Source organism: Neoaquamicrobium microcysteis (genome assembly GCF_008180155.1).
Taxonomy (GTDB): domain Bacteria; phylum Pseudomonadota; class Alphaproteobacteria; order Rhizobiales; family Rhizobiaceae; genus Aerobium; species Aerobium microcysteis.
Window position 1 is genome coordinate 1 of sequence record NZ_VSZS01000007.1, and the last position, 238, is coordinate 238.

Genomic DNA, 238 nt, shown 5'->3' on the forward strand with positions numbered 1-238 from the left:
AACAAATTTCTGCTCAGGTCCCATTTGAACTGCAAAGCGTTACACTCCAGTCTCGCGCAAACAATTGAAATTGCACAATACGCGGATCTCAATTGAAACGTAAATCGACAGCTGGGGGTGGTTCTACCTGTCGACCGTGCTCGACGACTTCTCTCGCTACATCATCGCCTGGAAGCTGTGCACCACGATGAAGGCCGAGGACGTCACCGACACGCTGACCATCGCGCTGCAGGCTTCT

General features: G+C 52.5%; 1 pseudogene. It reads left to right on the forward strand.

The features are described from left to right. Positions 1-103 precede the first annotated feature (103 nt). Positions 104-238 (forward strand): annotated as a pseudogene (locus FY036_RS00020) (DDE-type integrase/transposase/recombinase); the annotation flags it as partial.